This is a genomic window from Halomonas sp. CKK8 (assembly GCF_029625235.1).
Classification (GTDB): Bacteria; Pseudomonadota; Gammaproteobacteria; order Pseudomonadales; family Halomonadaceae; genus Halomonas; species Halomonas ventosae.
This window is the reverse complement of sequence record NZ_CP121193.1, coordinates 2,654,042-2,670,506: the sequence shown is the minus strand read 5'-3', so window position 1 is coordinate 2,670,506 and position 16,465 is coordinate 2,654,042. Positions and strand designations below refer to the sequence as shown.

The following is a 16,465-nucleotide window of genomic DNA, read 5'->3' as shown; positions in this document are numbered from 1 at the left end:
CCCTAATGTGAGCGTCGGACGCGCGCCTGACAAGGCGTGGAATCATGAAACGACGCTGCCCCGCGCGAGGCGGGGCAGCGAGGCGCAGGCCTGACGGCGTCAGCCGGCGAAGGCCGCGTAGATGGCGATCACCAGGATCACCAGCACGATGCCGGCGGGGATGGCGCCGCGCCAGGGGGTCAGGTCGACGGCGCCACTGTCCTCGTGCACCCAGGCGGTCTTGCGTGGCATCAGCCGGCCGATCAGCAGCATCACCGCCACCAGCAGCACGAAGACGCTGGCCACGAAGTGGAACTCGTGCATCACCACCGGCAGCCTGTCGAAGGGCGGGATGAAGTAGCCGGCGAAGATCAGCAGACAGCCGCCCACCAGGGCCACCTTGGCCGCCAGGGCCGGCACGCGACGGGTCAGCAGGCCCACCAGCACCACGGCCAGGATGGGGATGAAGTAGATGGCGTTCATCTTCTGCAGGTAGCCGAACAGGCTATCCTGTCCGGCCAGCAGCGGGGCGATGGTCATGGCGGCGATGGCCATGATCCAGCCGAAGACCTTGCTCGAGCGCACCACCTGCGCCTCGCTGGCGTCCTTGTTGAGGACCACCTTGTAGAAGCCGAGGCTGAACAGGGTGGTGGTGCTGTTGAGCGCGGAGTTGAACGACGACAGGATGGCGCCGACCATCACCGCGGCGAAGAAGCCGGTGAGCGGCGCGGGCAGCACGTTGAACACCAGGTGGCCGTAGGCCTCGTCGGCGACGATGCCCTGGTCGGCATAGAGGTGGTAGGCGATGATGCCGGGCAGCACCAGGTAGAGGGGGCCGAGCAGCTTGAAGAAGCCGGTCAGCAGCACGCCCTTCTGGCCCTCGGCGAGGGTCTTGGCGGCGAAGGTCCGCTGGATGATCTGCTGGTTGGTGGTCCAGTAGAAGAGGTTGATCAGGAAGACCCCGGTGAAGAGGGTCGCGAAGGGCACCTGCTGCTCGCTGCTCCCGATGGAGTTGAGCTTTTCGGGATCACTCTCCTTGAGGATCGCCCAGCCCTCCAGGACGCCGCCGTCGCCGCTCACCGCCTGCAGGCCGAAGTAGACGATCACGAAGCCGCCGACCAGCAGCCCCACGCCGTTGAGGGTGTCGGAGACGGCGACGGTGCGCAGGCCGCCGAACAGGGCATAGACGGAACCGATCAGCCCCACCAGCCAGACCGTCAGCCACAGCAGCGTGGTGGGCGACTCGATGCCGGTGAGCCCCTGCAGGTCGAGCATGCCCTGCAGGCCCATGGCGCCGGAGTAGAGGATGATCGGCAGCAGGATCACCGCATAGGCGATCAGGAAGATGATGTTGGTGATCAGCTGGGTGGTCTTGTCGAAGCGCAGCTCCAGCAGCTGGGGCAGGGTGGCGATGCCGCTCCTCAGGAAGCGCGGCAGGAAGAACAGCGCCAGCGCCACCAGGGCGATGACCGCCACCACCTCCCAGGCCATCACCGAGAGGCCGTCGCTGAAGGCCGCGCCGTTGAGCCCCACCATCTGCTCGGTGGAGAGGTTGGTCATCAAGAGCGACCCTGCGATCAGCGGGAAGGTCAGGCTGCGCCCGGCCAGGAAGAAGCCGCTGGAGGTCGAGTGGTCGTCGCGGCGCGTGATGCGCCAGGTGATGAAGGCGACCAGCCCCGTGAAGAAGAGGAAGGACGCCAGGGTCAGGGCGTGCATGTCGGAAACATCCTTGTGAGGGGTGGATTCGGCCGCATAGGCATCGGCAGCGGCAGGAATGTAAGTAAACTTACTAGGATGGTGGGCGAGTCTAGTCCCGTGACTCGGCACCGCCATTCACCTTTCGTCTAATTGTCCGACATTGGTGGGGCACTGTCATCCGGGCTAGCGGGGCGGCAGGGCATTCACCGGCACGGGCTCGACCAGGCCGAGGAGCTGCACCAGCACGGGGGCCGCGGCGATCACGAACCCCAGCACCGCGAGGCTGCGGCCGAGCAGGCGGCGGTCGGGACGACGGGCCAGAGTCAGGCCGCCGATGCAGACCAGCAGGCCGAGGATGTTGAAGACGTAACCCAGCATCTGCAGCAGGTCGTAGGTGGTCATGGGGCTCCCTTCGGTGGTGGGCAGGGTTTGGGGCGGCTACCCTGTGATGGTATCAGCTCCACCCCGGGGCGAAGAGGAGGCCAGCATGGAAGAGCGTCGCCCCGAGGTGGTGATCGACTTCTGGTTCAGGGAGCTCGCGCCCGCCCAGTGGTTCCGCAAGGACCCGGCCCTGGATGCCGAGATCGCACGGCGCTTCGGCGACTGGCTCGCGGCCGCGGGGCGTGGCGAGTTCTGGCAGTGGCGGGCGTCGGCCCGCGGCCGGCTGGCCGAGGTGATCCTGCTCGACCAGTTCCCGCGCAACATCCATCGCGGGGCGTCCCTCGCCTTCGCCTGGGACCCGGTGGCCCTGGTGCTGGCCCAGGAGGCGGTCGCCCAGCGCGCGGACCGGCTGCTGGACGTGCCCTGGCGGGCCTTCCTCTTCATGCCCTACATGCACAGCGAGTCGCTGGCGATCCATGACGAGGCGATGCGCCTGTTCGCCCAGCCGGGGCTGGAGGAGAACCTGCGCCACGAGCACCGCCACCGCGAGGTGATCGAGCGCTTCGGCCGCTACCCCCATCGCAATGCCGTGCTGGGGCGGGACTCCACCCGCGAGGAGCAGGCCTTTCTCGCCCAGCCCGGTTCGGCGTTCTGAGGCTTTTCTCCTGGCGCCCGGCAAGGCACCATCGAACCCCCTTCACCAAGGAAAAGGAGCGTATGCCATGGGAATCATTGCCTGGTTGATCATCGGTGGCCTGGCCGGCTGGATTGCCGGCCATATCATGCGCGGCGGCGGCTTCGGCATCCTCGGCAATATCGGGGTCGGCGTGGTGGGGGCCCTCGTTGGAGGTGGCCTGTTCAATCTGCTGGGTCTGCAGGCCGGTGGCTTCATCGGCTCGCTGGTCACCGCCATCGTCGGGGCCGTGGTGCTGCTTTGGATAATCGCCAAGGTCAAGAAGGCCTGACGCGCCGCGACGAATCGAAGCGCCTTCGCTCCGGCCTTGGGCCGGGGCGAGGGCGTTTTTTCTGTCGCCTCGCCATCGGGCATGGCCAGGCCGTATCAAGGGAAACCCATGTATGTACTGAAACGACTCGGCGCGGTGCTGGTCCGTGGCGTGGCCGACATGGGCTGGGGGGTGCTTGGCCTGCTGCTGCTCGCCTACCTGCTGCTCGCCTGGCTCGGCCTGACGCTGACCAACGAGACGGCCCTGGTCGACTCGCCGACCACCTTTCTCTACTACATGATCGTCACCACCTCCACCGTCGGCTACGGGGACTACTCCCCCGTGACGCGGGGCGGGCAGCTGATGGTCGTGTTCTTTATCGTTCCGGTGGGCATCGGCCTGTTCGCCACCCTGCTGGGCAAGGCCTCCGCCCTGGTGATCTCGCAGTTCACCCGGCGCCTCAACGGGGAGCAATCGATCGTGCAGAAGGACCATATCGTCATCGTCGGCTTCAATGCCTACACCGAGTCCCTGGTCGGGCAGGTCCGCGAGGAGGCGCGGCCCGGGCAAGTGGTGGCGCTCTGCGTGGATGCGAACGCCCCAACGCGCAACCCCTTCCTCGAACAGGGGGTGGAGTACTTCCGGGCCGCCTCCCTGTCGGACGAGACGCTCTATGAGCGTGCCTCGGCAAGGGACGCCTCCCTGGTGGTGGTCGACGTCGAGGACGACAGCGAGACCAACCTGGTCTGCATGCACCTCTCCGCCCTCGTCGAGGAGCGCTGCCGGATCACCGCCTACGTGAAGAACCAGATGGTGGGGCGCCTGCTCGAGACCCACTGTCCCAAGGTGAACGTGATTCCCTCCCTGCACCAGAAGATGCTGGTCAAGGCCGCCCTGGACCCCGGCAGCGAGGAGGTCATGCGCCTGCTCGTCGATGCCGACCAGGCGCAGACCCAGTACTCGACCCGCCTCTCGGGGTCGTCGCTTCCGCTCACCGTCGAACGGCTGTCGAGGCGCCTGCGCCGCCAGTGCCGGGCCTCGCTGATCGCGATCCGCCAGGCCGGTGAAGCGCACCCGGTGCTCAACCCAGACGACGAGCGCCTGCTGGCGGCGGGTGACGAGGTCTTCTACATCGCCGGGCGTCGGATCCCCCCCGACGAGATGGCCCGCCACCTGGCCGCGGAGGGCGACTAGCGTCCGGCCATTGGCGGTTCAGCCGGCCGGGGTCGGCAGGATGCGCCGGTAGCGATCCAGGCTGGCGTCCAGCCAGGCACCGTTCGGTGAGCCCTCGGGGGGCTGGGCGGGCACCTTGAGGGTCAGCAGGAAGAGGCCGTGGCGCTCGGCATCGCCGTCGGTCAGGCGGCGGCCGAGTTGCCGGGCGAGGTCGGGCGGCAGGGTGCCCGAGCGCCGCCAGGTGAGCCGCAGGGCCTGCTGGTCGAGCAGGTACTGGAAGCGTGCCGCGTCCTTCAATATGGCCATGCCACCCTGGGCCAGCCCCTGGGAGAGGCTCTCCAGCTTGCGGTAGCCCGGGGCCCCGGCGGCCCGGCAGGCGTGGGCCCCCTCCACGAAGCAGCGCTCCCGCTCGTCGGGGTCCTGTGGCCAGCGGCCCCCGCGGCGCCGTGCCGGGGTGGCCACGAAGGGCAGCACCACCGACACGGCGGGGGTGCCGTCGGCCAGCGAGCCCTGCCGGGCAGCGACCACCCCGTGGCCCAGCTGTCGCCGCAGCCAGCGGTAGTCGCAGGCCTGCTGGATGCGGGCCTGGGCATCGGTGACCGTGTGATGAGCGCCCTGCAGGGAGCGCAGCAGGGAGAGCGTGCGAAGGATCATGGCGCCATTCCGATGTGCGAGCGAGTAGCGAGGGGCCGAGCGGCAGGTAGCGACCATAGCAGGGTTTCGGCCTCATGGCGTCAACGCCCCGGGGTGCCAACGCGAACCGCCCGGCTGTCTCCAGCCGGGCGGTAGGGGCGTTTGCCGTTTCCGGTCGAGCCCGGTCAGGCGGTGGCGGCGCTCTTGCTGCCGACCAGCTCCTTGAGGGACTCCTCGACGATGGCGAGGCCTTCCTCGAGCACCTCGTCCTCGATGGTGACCGGCATCAGGAAGCGGATGGTGTTGCCGTAGAGGCCGCAGGAGAGCAGGATCAGCCCCTTTTCGCGGGCCTTCTTGCACAGCGCGCCAGCCAGGTCGGCGTCCGGGGTGTGGTTGGCCTTGTCGGAGACAAGGTCGATGGCCGCCATGGCGCCCATGTTGCGGCCGTTGTCGACGCAGTCGAACGTCTGTTGCCACTGGGCGAAGCGCTTGGCCAGCTTGTCGCCGAGCGCCTGGCTCTTCTCGAGGATGTTCTCCTGCTCGAAGACCTCGAGCACCGCCAGGGTGGCCGCGCAGGAGACCGGGCTGCCGGTGTAGGTGCCGCCCAGGGAGTTGGCGCCGGAGGCGTCCATGTGCTTGTCGGTGCCGACCACCGCGGAGATCGGCATGCCATCGGCCATGCTCTTGGCCATGGTGATGATGTCGGGCTCGACGCCGCTGTGCTCGATGGCGAACAGCTTGCCGGTGCGCCCGAAGCCGGACTGCACCTCGTCGATGATCATCAGCATGCCGTGCTCGTCACAGATCTCGCGGATCGCCTTGAGGAAGCTGGCCGGCGCCGGATAGAAGCCGCCCTCGCCGAGCACCGGCTCCAGCACGATGGCCGCGGTGTCGCGCGGGTTGGCATCGGTCTTCAGCGCCATCTTCAGGCCGCGCAGCGCCTCGTCCTCGCTGACCCCGTGGTAGGGCACGGGGTAGGGGGCGCGGAAGACGTTGCCCGGCATGGAGCCGAAGTCGGTGGCGTAGGGCGCGACCTTGCCGTTCATGGCCATGGTCATGAAGGTGCGGCCGTGGTAGCCGCCGTCGAAGCAGATCACGTTGTTCTTGCCGGTGGCGGCGCGGGCGACCTTGACGGCGTTCTCCAGCGCCTCGGCCCCGGAGTTGGCCAGCATCACCTTGGCGTGGCCGCGCACCGGGGTGACCTGGCTGAGCTTCTCGGCCACCTTCACGTAGCCCTCATAGGGCATCACGGTCTGGCAGGTGTGCATCACCTTGTCGAGCTGGTCCTTGACCGCCTGGACCACCTTGGGATGACGGTGGCCGATGTTGAGCACGCCGATGCCGCCGGCGAAATCGATGATGCGATTGCCGTCGGCGTCCCACACCAGGGCGTTCTCGGCGCGGTCGGCAAACTGGGTGGCCGGGCTGGCTGCGCCGCTGGCCACGTAGCGCTGCTTGAGTTCGTTGAGTTCTGCGTTGTTCATGGGTCCTGTCTCCTTGGTAAGAGGCTGCGGGCGATCACAGGCCGCCGACACAGACGTATTTTAGTTCAGTGTACTCATCCAGGCCGTGGCGCGACCCCTCGCGTCCCAGCCCCGACTCCTTGACCCCACCGAAGGGCGCCAGCTCGGTGGAGAGAATGCCTTCGTTCACTGCCACCATGCCATATTCCAGCCCTTCCATGACATGCCAGATACGACGATAGTCGCGGGCATAGAAATAGGCGGCAAGACCGAACTCGGTGGCGTTGGCCATGGCGATGGCCTCCTCCTCCGTCTCGAAGCGGAACACCGGCGCCAGGGGGCCGAAGGTCTCCTCGGTGGCCACCTTCATCTCCTCGGTCACATCGGCGATGATCGTCGGCTGGAAGAAGGTGCCCCCCAGCGCATGGGCTTCGCCGCCGCAGACCAGCCGGCCGCCCTTGTCCAGGGCGTCGCGTACGTGGCTCTGTACCTTCTCCACGGCGGCGGCGTTGATCAGCGGGCCCTGCACCACGCCCTCGTCGAGGCCGTTGCCGACCTGGAGCTGGGCCACTCGGGCGGCCAGCTTCTCCAGGAAGGCCTCGTAGACACCGGCCTGCACCAGCAGGCGGTTGGTGCAGACGCAGGTCTGGCCGGAGTTTCGGTACTTGGAGGCCACCGCCCCCTCGACGGCGGCATCCAGGTCGGCATCGTCGAAGACGATGAAGGGGGCGTTGCCGCCCAGCTCCATGGAGGCCTTCTTGACGGTGCCGGCGCACTGGGCCAGCAGTCGCTTGCCCACCGGAGTGGAGCCGGTGAAGGAGATCTTGCGCACCCGCGGGTCGGTGGTCAGCACCTCGCCGATCTCGGCCGGCCGGGAGGCGGTGACGACGTTGATCACCCCGGCCGGGAAGCCGACCTCCTCTGCGAGCTTCACCAGGGCCAGGGCGGTGAGCGGGGTGGCCTCGGCGGGCTTGATCACCACCGGGCAGCCGGCGGCCAGGGCCGGGGCGCACTTGCGGGTGATCATCGCCAGCGGGAAGTTCCAGGGGGTGATGGCCGCCACCACGCCGATCGGCTCGCGGAACACCAGGATGCGCTTGTCCACGCCGTGGCTGGGCAGGGTCTCGCCGGCGACGCGCTTGGCCTCCTCGGCGTAGTACTCCACGAAGGAGGCGCCGTAGGCCACCTCGCCGCGGGCCTCGGCCAGCGGCTTGCCCTGCTCCAGGGTCATCAGCCGCGCCAGGGCTTCCTGGTGGGCCATGATGGCCTCGTACCAGGCGCGCAGCAGGGCGGCGCGCTCCTTGGCGGTACGCCGCTTCCAGGCTGGCCAGGCGTCCGCCGCGGCAGCGACGGCCTCGCGGGCCTCCTCGGCATCGAGGTCCGGGACCTCGGCCAGGGTCTCGCCGGTGGCGGGGTTGGTCACGGCGAAGCGGCGAGCGCCTTCGCGCCACTGGCCGGCCACATAGGCCTTGTCGATCAGCAGCTGGGGTTCCGCGGACATGGGGACTCCTCGTCGGGGGTGGTCATCTTGTTGGACGAGTGTGCATTATTTAAAACAAGTCGCCAAGCCCCGGTGCTGCCCGTTTTTCGCGGCCGCTGGCTACTCGGCCATCGGCGCCGGCAACGCTTTCCGCTACACTATGGCGCCGACTCGCCGCGGTGCGCGGCGCGGCACGTTCCTGTTCCGGTTTTATGGCGAGGTGAGCCTTGGTCGATCCCCTGAATGCCTGGTGGGCCCAGCAGCTGGTGCTGTGTGACTGGGCCTTCACCCCCGATCCCCTGACGGTGGAGGCCGATACGGCCGTCGAGCGTCTGGCCGCCCTCGGGGTGGCCGACCGTGGCGAGCTGGGCTGGTGCCTGCTGGAAGCCCTGGGTACCGGGGGCGCCAGCGTTGATCCGGCCAGGCTGCTGGCCGGGCTGGAGGTCATCGCCCTGGGCGGTGCGGCGGGCTGGCTCGGGGAGTCGCGCGCCCGTGCCTGGGCCCAGCGGCTGGCCGAGGAGATCAGCGCCCACCACGCGAGCCTCGATGCCTGGCTGGAGGCGCTGCTGCATGCCCGCAGTGCCGAGGGCTGGGTGCGTGGCGATGACGGCTTCTTCGATGCCTGCGAGGCCCTCTCTGTCCTGGAGCACGACGGGGAGGGGGTGACCTGGGACATGCTGCAGGAGTGGCTGGCCACCCATGCCACGTCGCTCGCGCTCTGGCCGACGGCCCCCGAGGATCAGGTCTGGCGGCTGCGCGCCGCCTTCTCGCCGGTCGTCGAGCTGCCCGCCGGCCCCCACGACTGGCAGGGGCTGGCGGTCTGGCTGGAGGAGGCCTGGGAGATCCGCAGCCGCGAGGACCTGGTGCGCAGCCTGCTGTGGCTGGCCTCCCAGGGTGATCGCCAGGCCTGGGACCTGGATGCCGGACGCCTGCTCGAGGCGGATGCCGGGGTGCGCCGGCAGTGGCAGGAAGCCTTGTCCGGCGGAGAGCGGGACTACGGCCGGGTGCTGCTGGGCTTCCTCGATCAGGGCGAGCCGCTGGAGTGGGCCGCCTGGGACTGGCTGCGGCTGATCGACCTGGCCTGGGCCGGCGCCTGCCTGGGCTGGCTCGAGGCGCGGGAGGCCCGCGATTTCGCCGTCCACGGCGCCGACCTGGCGCTGCGCCGCTACAGCGACTGGGCGGCCCTGGCCCGGGCCTACCAGCGCGGGCGCAGCCTGTTCGAGGGGCGCAACCTGCTGCCCACCCTCCAGGCGGACTGGGCGCTGCTGTTGCACTCGCCGGTGAGTCCATGGCGCCCGGCCCTGCAGGGGCTGGTGACGGAGGAGCTCATCGCGGCCTCGCGTGATGCCCTGCGGGCCTGGCGTGGTGACCCCCGTCACTGGACGCTGGCGCTGGCCGCGGTGCGCGAGCCCGAGTTCACCGCCCGCCAGGGGCCGCTGGCCGAGCTGCCGGTTGCGCGGCGCGAGGAGGCGCGCCACTACCTGGTCGAGACCCTCGACCTGCATGCCGACGAGGGCGTCGAGGCGCTCTCCCGCTACTGGCTGCCGGCCCAGGCTCACCACCTCAACCAGCTGGCGGCGGATGCCGCCCACGCTGCCCTGCCGCCGGCCGAGACCCCCTTCGGCCACCCGGTCCCGGACGAGCTGGCGAGCCGCGATGCCCTCCGGCAGGCCAGCCGCCACGCCGCGACCATCCACATGGCCGAGAAGTTCGCCTTCCACCTGCAGATGGCCATGGACAGCGGAGACTTCGACGCGTCCCGCCTGGCCGGCCTGGCCGAGGCCCTGCAGGGCTCGCTGTGCCGCTTCTATCCCGATGCCCGTCGCCTGCTGCAGGCCTGGGCCCACTGGGAGAGCCTGCTGCCCGAGCCGGAGCAGCCCCCCATGCTGGCCGAGATCCGCTGGCATCTGGAGGATCCCGGGAGCCTCTTCCACTGGCTCGACTGGCGCGTCGGGGCGTGGCAGGAGCCTGGGCCGCGACCGACGCTGGCCCACTTCACCGCCATGGCGCTGGTCGGGCCGCTCAACAGTCCGGCCTGGAGCCTGCCGCAGCCGGAGAGCGAGCGCGAGTGCGCGGCCATCCGCGACTGGGTCGATGGGCACTATGCCCTCCACGGGGAGGCGGAGCTGGGCGAGTTCCTCGAGTACCTGATCGAGGCCGGCGATCGCCAGGAGTACCAGATCAACTATGCTCCCTACACGCTCAATCACGGGCGGCTGGCTTCGGAGATCGCCACCCTCGAGAGCGGCGAGTGCAGCGAGGAGGAGGGCGCCCACCTGTTGCGCCTGCAGCGGGTCAGGGACAACGAGGACGGCTGCAACGAGGTCGATCTGGCGGCCTGGGACATCGCCCAGGCCGTGGACTTGGCCATCGCCGGCCGCCAGCTGGGCTGGCTCGACGAGGCGGCGTTCCTGGGGCTGCTCGAGCGTGCCCATGGGCTGGCCGGCGAGCACTATGCGGGCTGGGAGGAGTATGCCCGCGGCCTGCACGCCGGCTTCTCGTTCTTCATGGGCGAGACGCCAGAGCGCGAGAGCTTCCTGGCCGGCTTCCGCCAGGCCCTGGTGGCCTGGCTCTCGGGGGCGCCGCCGCTGGCGGGGGCCTGGGCCAGCCTCGACTTTCCCGGGGCGCGGCCGCGCCACTGGGCGCCGCTGCACATCGATACGCTGCCGGGCGACAGCCGTACCCTCCACTGAGGGCTCGCCGTGATAAGAAAATATGGTTTATAGTCAACGATATTGATGACATGGCTCCTCCTGTCGGGAGCCTTCGCCAGGCAGCGAGCCGCCGACAGGCCGCTCTGGCAGTGATACCGGGCCGCTCCCGGCAGCACTGCCACAGCGACACTATCCGCAGACCGGACGACGCAGGGCGTCGAAGGCGCGGGTGCGGCTCAGGGAACGAGGTCGTCGCAGGATGCTGGTCAAACGCGTGTGTCGCATCACCGTCATCGGGGGAGCCCTGGCGCTGCTGGCGGGCTGTGCCGCCTCGGGCGGCGTCGAGGAGGAGGCCGTCGGCGGCTACTTCGCCCGGGACCTGCCGGGGATGCCCGCCGACCCCCGGATGTCCCCCGTGGACAATCCCATCCTGGAGGCCCGCGGCCTGCACAACCCGCCCCCGACGGTGATCCGCCGGGCCCTGCTGGCCCAGCACGAGCGCTGGGCCGGTACCCCCTACCGGCTGGGCGGCAGCTCCTTTCGCGGGATCGACTGCTCGGCCCTGGTGCAGAACGTCTTCAGCGACACCTTCCGCTTCGACCTGCCGCGCACCACCGAGGAGCAGGTGCGCGCCGGCCTCGAGGTGGAGCGGGATGCCCTGCGCCCCGGCGACCTGGTGTTCTTCCGTCCCCCGGGTGCCTATCGCCATGTGGGCATCTACGTCGGCGAGGGTCGCTTCCTGCACGCCTCCACCTCACGGGGCGTGATGATCTCAGAGCTTGACAACCGCTACTGGCAGCGCCACTTCTGGCAGGCGAGGCGCACCCTGGAGCCGACCCTGTTGGTCCGGCGCCTGGGCGAGACCGGCGAGGGCTGAGGGCCGACTAGAGCACCTCGCGGTGGGCCAGCACGAAGTCCAGGAAGGCCTGCTCGGCCCGCGACAGGTAGGCACCGCGCCCCCAGGCCAGTGACAGGTCCAGCCAGGCGGGCGGGTCGAAGGAGACCGCCTGGAGCTCCGGCTCCTCCACCACCCGCCGCAGGAAGGTGGTGATGCCGAACCCCTGACGGACGATCGCCTTGGTCAGCGGTATCAGGTTCGACTGGAAGGCGATGTCGGCCGTGGTGCCGGTCTCGCGCGCCAGGGCATCGACGAACTCGCGGTGAAAGTAGCCATCCTGGAACAGCACCAGGGTCTCGCCGAAGAAGGCCTCGGCGGAGACGCTTTCGCGCCGGGCGAAGGGGTGCTCCCGCGGCACGCAGACCACCATCTCCTCGCGCACCAGGCGGCGCCGTTCCAGGTGACGGCTGCTGTCGTCGTCGATTACCACGCCCAGATCCAGCTCGCCGTCGGCGATCATCTGCTGCAGGCGTCGCGCACCGGCCTCCACCACGGTCAGCCGGATGCCGGGATGGCGGGTCTTGAAGCCCATCAGCAGCGGCGGGAAATAGTAGGAACCGAGCATCGAGGGGATGCCGATGCGCACCTCACCCTTGACCAGGCCATGCAGCTCGCGCATGGCGAGGTGCGCGGCCTCGGCGCGGTCGAGCAGCGCCCGGGCATGGGGAACCAGGGCCTCGCCCTCCGGGGTCAGGGCGATGCGTCGCTCGTGGCGGTGGAAGAGCGGCAACTCCAGGCCCTTCTCGAGACCGGCGATGGTCTGGCTGACCGCCGACTGCGCCACATGGAGCGTCCGGGCGGCAGCCGTGAAGCCTCCCTGGTCGGCCACGGACAGGAAGACCCTGAGGGTGCGCAGGTCGAAGGGCAGGCTCATCGGCGTTCCGGGATTCGAGGCATAAGCAAACCAGATGATAATGATCTGGATATTCTGTTTGGCTTATCATTCTCGCCGATGGATCATGGCCTGCCAAGTCGGAGGACACCATGATCACCGCACATACCCGCGCCTGGTGGCGCGCCACCCTGGCCCTGTGCCTGGGCTCCTTTCTGGTCTTCATCAACCTCTATGCCCCACAGCCGCTGCTGCCGGCGCTGCGCGAGGCCTTCGGGGTCTCGACGCTGGGCATCAGCCTGGTGATGTCGGTTGCCACCCTGGCGCTGGCCGCCTCGCTGCTGGTGTTCGGCCCGCTCTCGGATGCCATCGGCCGGGACGCCATCATGCGCCTGACCCTGCTGGCGGCCGGGCTGCTCTCGCTGGGGCTGGCGTTCGCGCCGAACTTCGAGACGCTGCTGGCGCTGCGTGCCCTGCAGGGCTTCGTGCTGGGCGGGCTGCCGGCGGTGGCGATCGCCTGGATGGGCGACGAGTTCGAGCGACCGGCCCTGCTCTCGGCGGTGGGACTCTATATCGGCGCCAACTCCCTGGGCGGCATCAGCGGTCGGGTGGTGGGTGGCGCCGTGGCCGAGGTTGGCGGGGCACCGGCCAGCTTCCTGGCGGTGGGGACGATGACGCTGGTCGGGCTGGCGCTGTTCTGGAAGCTGCTGCCCGCCGCCCGCGCCTTCACGCCGCGGCGTTTCGAGCTGCGCGGTGCCCTGGCCGACCTCGGCGGCCATCTGCGCAATCCGTTGCTGCTTGGCGCCTACCTGCTCGGCGGGCTCAACTTCCTGATCTTCATCAACCAGTACAGCTACATCACCTTCCGGCTGGCCGATGCTCCCTTCGGGCTGGGTACCCGGGTGCTGGGGCTGATCTTCCTGACCTACCTGGGCGGTACCCTTGGCTCGTCGCTCTCCGGCCGGCTGGCTGCGCGCTGGTCGCAGCCGCCCTGCATGATGCTGGGGGTCCTGATTCTGGTCGTCGGCACCGCGGTAACCCTGGCCGGGTCGCTGTGGTGGATCATCGCCGGGCTGACCATCAACGCCTTCGGGTTCTTCCTGGCCCACTCCATGGCCTCGAGCTGGGTGGGGCGCCGGGCTCGCTCGGCACGGGGCAGCGCCTCGGCGCTCTACCTGGTGTTCTACTACAGCGGCGCCAGCCTGGGTGGCTTCTGGCTGGAGCCTTTCTGGCGGGCCGCCGGCTGGCCGGGCGTGGCATTGGCCTCCTGGCTGATGCTGGCGGTGACACTGGGGCTGGCCGGTTGGCTGTGGCGGCGCGAACGCCGCGAGGATCAGGAGGCCGCGCTGGCGCCGGCCTCGTCGCCCCAGACCTCCTCGAGGCGCTCGACGCGGCCGCAGGCCGACTTGTAGAAGCGATAGCGCACCGGATTCTCGATGTAGTAGTCCTGGTGGTAGGCCTCGGCGGGGTAGAAGGCCTCGAAGTCATTGACCTCGGTGGCAATGGGCTGGTCGAAGCGCTCGGCGACGGCGTCCCGGCTGGCCTCGGCCAGCGCGCGCTGCTCCGCGTCCATGGGGAAGATGGCGCTGCGGTAGGAGGCGCCCTGGTCGCAGAACTGGCGATCCACGGTGAAGGGGTCGATATTGCGCCAGAACACGTGCAGCAGGGTCTCGTAGTCCACCTGGTCGGGGTCGTAGTCGACCTTGACCACCTCGGCATGGCCGGTGCCGCCGGCCGTTACCTGGTTATAGGTCGGGTCCTCGGTGTGGCCGCCACTGTAGCCGGAGGTGGTGGCCCTGACCCCTTCGACCTTGTCGTAGGCTTCTTCCATGCACCAGAAGCAGCCGCCGGCGAAGACGGCACTGGCGCTCTCGCCATCGGCCTGGGACGTGCCGGAGAGGGCGATGGCGGTCGGCAGGGCAAGCAGGGCGAGATGGCGAAAATTGGGGCGGGGCAGCAGGCGCATCGTATGGCTCCATGGGGCAAGGGTGATAGATTAGAGGCTGTTTCTGGCCAGGGGTTCCGTACAACTCCTGTCCAATCATGCCCCCACTGTAAGGGACGCTATCCCGTCACGACAGAGCGGCGTTCCCCTTCGCCCTGACGACCTTTCGACCCTTCACCATCGGAGTTTCCCTTGACCCGACGACGCTTGATACTCGCGGCCGTTATCGCCCTGCTGGTCGCGGCCTACTTCCTCAGCGGGGCCCACCAGGCCCTGACCCTCGACAACCTGCAGGCCGAGCAGGCGCAATTCCAGGCCTGGCTGGCCGCCGAACCGCTGACCGTCGCCGGCGGCTTCTTCCTGATCTACGTGGCCATCACGGCGGTCTCGCTGCCCGGGGCGACCCTGCTGACCCTGCTCGGCGGCGCGCTGTTCGGCTTCGGCTGGGGGCTGCTGCTGATCTCCTTCGCCAGTGCCTTCGGCGCCACGCTGGCCGCGCTGATCGCCCGCACCCTGGCGCGCGGGCCCCTGGAGCGGCGCTTTGCCACCCAGCTCGCCCGCATCAATGCCGGCATCGAGCGCGAGGGGGCCTTCTACCTCTTCACCCTGCGACTGATCCCGCTCTTTCCCTTCTTCGTCATCAACCTGGTGATGGGGCTGACCCGCATGCGCTTGCGGACCTTCTACTGGGTCAGCCAGGTCGGCATGCTGCCGGGCACGGCGGTGTTCGTGAACGCGGGGCGCGAGCTCGGCCAGCTGGAATCGCTCTCCGGGGTCCTCTCCCCGGGGCTGATCGGTTCCTTCGTGCTGATCGGCCTCTTTCCCTGGCTGGCCCGTGCCCTGGTGGCCATCGGCAAGCGGCGCCAGCTGGCCCGTCGCTTCGATCGCCCGCGCCACTTCGACCAGGACATCGTGGTGATCGGTGGCGGATCGGCCGGTCTGGTCGCCAGCTATATCGCCGCGGCGGTCAAGGCCCGGGTCGCGCTGGTGGAGCGCGACCGCCTGGGTGGGGACTGCCTCAACACCGGCTGCGTCCCCTCCAAGGCGCTGATCCGGGCCGCGCGTGTCGCCAGCGAGATCCGCGAGGCCCCACGCTACGGGGTCTCTGCCGGGGCGCCCGAGGTGGACTTCGCCGCGGTGATGGGCCATGTTCACCGCGCCATCCGCGAGGTGGAGCCCCACGACAGTCGCGAGCGTTACGAGGGGCTCGGCGTGGAGGTGATCGCCGGGGAGGCCGTGCTCGAGGATCCCTGGCGAGTGCGTATCCGCGAGGCCTCGGGCGAGCGGGTGGTGACCACACGCCATGTGATCATCGCCAGCGGGGCGCGGCCGCGCGTGCCGTCGCTGCCCGGCCTGGAGGCGATCGAGGTGCTCACCTCCGATAACCTCTGGCGGCTCGAGACTCTGCCGGAGCGCCTGGTGGTGCTGGGCGGGGGGCCCATCGGCTGCGAGCTGGGCCAGAGCTTCGCCCGGCTGGGCAGCCGAGTGGCGCTGGTGGAGATGGGTGGCCAGCTGCTGCCCCGGGAAGACCGTGAGGTGGCCGCCGAGGTCGAGGCCCGGCTGGGAGAGGAGGGCCTGGCATTGCATCTCGCCACCCGGGCGCTGCGGGTGGTGGCCGAGGAGGGCGGTGGCCATGCCCTGGAGGTCGAGCGGCATGACGCCCGGGGCGAGGCGGTGATCGATCGGCTGCCCTTCTCCCACCTGCTGGTGGCAGTGGGGCGCCAGGCCAACGTCGAGGGGCTGGGCCTCGAGGCCCTCGGTGTCGAGACCCGTCCCGACGGCACCCTGGCCGTGGACGAGGCCCTGCAGAGCGTGCTGCCCAATGTCTGGGCCTGCGGCGACGTGGCGGGCCCCTATCAGCTGACCCATGCCAGCGCCCACCAGGCCTGGCATGCCACGGTGAATGCGCTGTTCGGCGAGCTCAAGCGCTTCCGGGTGAGCTATCGGGCCCTGCCGGCAGTCACCTTCACCGACCCCGAGGTGGCGCGGGTCGGGCTCAACGAGCGTGAGGCCCTCGCGGCGGGCGTCGAGGTCGAGGTCACCCGCTACGCCCTGAGCGAGCTGGATCGCGCCATCGCCGAGGGCAGTACCCGCGGCTTCGTGAAGGTGCTGACCGTGCCCGGTCGCGACCGGATCCTCGGGGCCACCATCGTCGGCCAGGGGGCGGGGGAGATGCTCGCCGAGTTCACTCTGGCGATGACCCGCGGCATCGGGCTCAACAAGCTGCTGGGCACCATCCATCCCTATCCGACCCACAGCGAGGCGGTCAAGGCCACGGCCGGGATATGGAAGAATGCCCATAAGCCCGAACGGCTGCTGGGCTGGCTTAAGCGCTACTTCGCCTGGCGGCGGGGTGTCGAGGGGTCCGAGGAGAGGGGGAGATAG

General features: G+C 69.4%; 14 protein-coding genes. 7 read left to right on the top strand and 7 right to left on the bottom strand.

The window, feature by feature from the left end; all coding sequences use genetic code 11:
* Positions 1–99 precede the first annotated feature (99 nt).
* Both P8934_RS12670 and P8934_RS12665 read right to left on the bottom strand, forming a co-directional pair.
* The gene (locus P8934_RS12670) at positions 100–1,695 is read right to left on the bottom strand and encodes a solute:sodium symporter family transporter (protein WP_278031362.1); all 1,596 of its coding nucleotides are present in this window, start codon (positions 1,693–1,695) and stop codon (positions 100–102) included.
* Positions 1,696–1,860: 165 nt separating this feature from the next.
* Positions 1,861–2,079: a hypothetical protein gene (locus P8934_RS12665; RefSeq protein WP_278031361.1), complete on the bottom strand. Its 219-nt coding sequence runs from the start codon at positions 2,077–2,079 to the stop codon at positions 1,861–1,863.
* An 85-nt stretch (positions 2,080–2,164) separates the two neighbouring features.
* On the opposite strand from P8934_RS12665, the gene P8934_RS12660 reads away from it, so the two are divergent.
* The 3 genes from P8934_RS12660 (at position 2,165) to P8934_RS12650 (ending at position 4,196) form a co-directional block, all read left to right on the top strand.
* Positions 2,165–2,713 (top strand): DUF924 family protein, encoded by a 549-nt coding sequence (locus tag P8934_RS12660; RefSeq protein WP_278031360.1) that lies wholly within the window; start codon positions 2,165–2,167, stop codon positions 2,711–2,713.
* Positions 2,714–2,780: 67 nt separating this feature from the next.
* Complete coding sequence (locus P8934_RS12655; protein WP_278031359.1) at positions 2,781–3,023, top strand: GlsB/YeaQ/YmgE family stress response membrane protein; 243 nt, start codon at positions 2,781–2,783, stop codon at positions 3,021–3,023.
* Positions 3,024–3,131: 108 nt separating this feature from the next.
* Positions 3,132–4,196 (top strand): potassium channel protein, encoded by a 1,065-nt coding sequence (locus tag P8934_RS12650; protein WP_278031358.1) that lies wholly within the window; start codon positions 3,132–3,134, stop codon positions 4,194–4,196.
* An 18-nt stretch (positions 4,197–4,214) separates the two neighbouring features.
* On the opposite strand, the gene P8934_RS12645 is transcribed toward P8934_RS12650, so the two are convergent.
* The 3 genes from P8934_RS12645 to P8934_RS12635 form a co-directional block, all read right to left on the bottom strand.
* The gene (locus P8934_RS12645; RefSeq protein ID WP_278031357.1) at positions 4,215–4,829 is read right to left on the bottom strand and encodes a hypothetical protein; all 615 of its coding nucleotides are present in this window, start codon (positions 4,827–4,829) and stop codon (positions 4,215–4,217) included.
* A gap of 164 nt (positions 4,830–4,993) precedes the next feature.
* Positions 4,994–6,292 carry a 4-aminobutyrate--2-oxoglutarate transaminase gene (gabT, locus tag P8934_RS12640; RefSeq protein WP_278031356.1) on the bottom strand — a complete coding sequence of 433 codons (1,299 nt, stop codon included), beginning with the start codon at positions 6,290–6,292 and terminating at the stop codon, positions 4,994–4,996.
* Between the two features lie 34 nt (positions 6,293–6,326).
* Positions 6,327–7,772, bottom strand: a complete 1,446-nt coding sequence (locus tag P8934_RS12635) for an NAD-dependent succinate-semialdehyde dehydrogenase (RefSeq protein ID WP_278031355.1) — start codon at positions 7,770–7,772, stop codon at positions 6,327–6,329.
* A gap of 206 nt (positions 7,773–7,978) precedes the next feature.
* Between P8934_RS12635 and P8934_RS12630 the strand changes: the two genes are divergently transcribed.
* On the top strand, positions 7,979–10,444 hold the full coding sequence (locus P8934_RS12630; protein ID WP_278031354.1) for a DUF1266 domain-containing protein: 2,466 nt from the start codon (positions 7,979–7,981) through the stop codon (positions 10,442–10,444).
* Positions 10,445–10,664: 220 nt separating this feature from the next.
* Entirely contained in the window at positions 10,665–11,282 is a 618-nt protein-coding gene (locus P8934_RS12625) for an NlpC/P60 family protein (RefSeq protein WP_278031353.1), read from the top strand.
* A gap of 7 nt (positions 11,283–11,289) precedes the next feature.
* On the opposite strand, the gene P8934_RS12620 is transcribed toward P8934_RS12625, so the two are convergent.
* Positions 11,290–12,177, bottom strand: a complete 888-nt coding sequence (locus P8934_RS12620) for a LysR substrate-binding domain-containing protein (RefSeq protein ID WP_278031352.1) — start codon at positions 12,175–12,177, stop codon at positions 11,290–11,292.
* A 110-nt stretch (positions 12,178–12,287) separates the two neighbouring features.
* On the opposite strand from P8934_RS12620, the gene P8934_RS12615 reads away from it, so the two are divergent.
* Positions 12,288–13,547, top strand: a complete 1,260-nt coding sequence (locus P8934_RS12615; protein ID WP_278031351.1) for an MFS transporter — start codon at positions 12,288–12,290, stop codon at positions 13,545–13,547.
* On the opposite strand, the gene msrA is transcribed toward P8934_RS12615, so the two are convergent.
* Positions 13,469–14,101 (bottom strand): peptide-methionine (S)-S-oxide reductase MsrA, encoded by a 633-nt coding sequence (msrA, locus tag P8934_RS12610; RefSeq protein WP_278031350.1) that lies wholly within the window; start codon positions 14,099–14,101, stop codon positions 13,469–13,471. The two genes, P8934_RS12615 and msrA, sit on opposite strands and share 79 nt — an antisense overlap.
* A gap of 171 nt (positions 14,102–14,272) precedes the next feature.
* Between msrA and P8934_RS12605 the strand changes: the two genes are divergently transcribed.
* A complete protein-coding gene (locus P8934_RS12605; RefSeq protein ID WP_278031349.1) occupies positions 14,273–16,465 on the top strand; it encodes a bifunctional TVP38/TMEM64 family protein/FAD-dependent oxidoreductase in 2,193 nt (730 codons plus the stop codon).